We start from the raw sequence: 255 nt of genomic DNA, 5'->3' as shown, positions 1-255 counted from the left end.
CATAACGATCGATGGCCTTCTTCCAAGTGAAGGAGTAAATATTGGCATCAGCTTGAAGTTTCGTGCCGTCAATAAACAAAGCCTCCTCATGAAGCAGGCCATTCTCTTGGAGTAGTGAAGTGAACAGGACGAAAGCATATTTGATCAGGCGCTTGGCATGTTCACTAGAACGAAAATTATTGATTGTTTTATAGGTAACGGATGTGTCGCCAGTCAGCCATTTCATTGGAATGGACTCGTCATTCATGCGTTCAA

The 255-nt window shown here is 43.1% G+C and carries 1 protein-coding gene; it reads right to left on the bottom strand.

Annotated features, from left to right (window positions below):
• On the bottom strand, positions 1 to 255 hold a 255-nt coding region (locus tag ACYQ2O_RS13380), incomplete at both ends, for a transposase (protein WP_459771557.1).

It is taken from the genome of Alkalibacterium sp. m-11, assembly GCF_054658155.1.
Note: the sequence above shows the minus strand (reverse complement) of the source record. Positions and strands in the feature narration are given on the sequence as shown.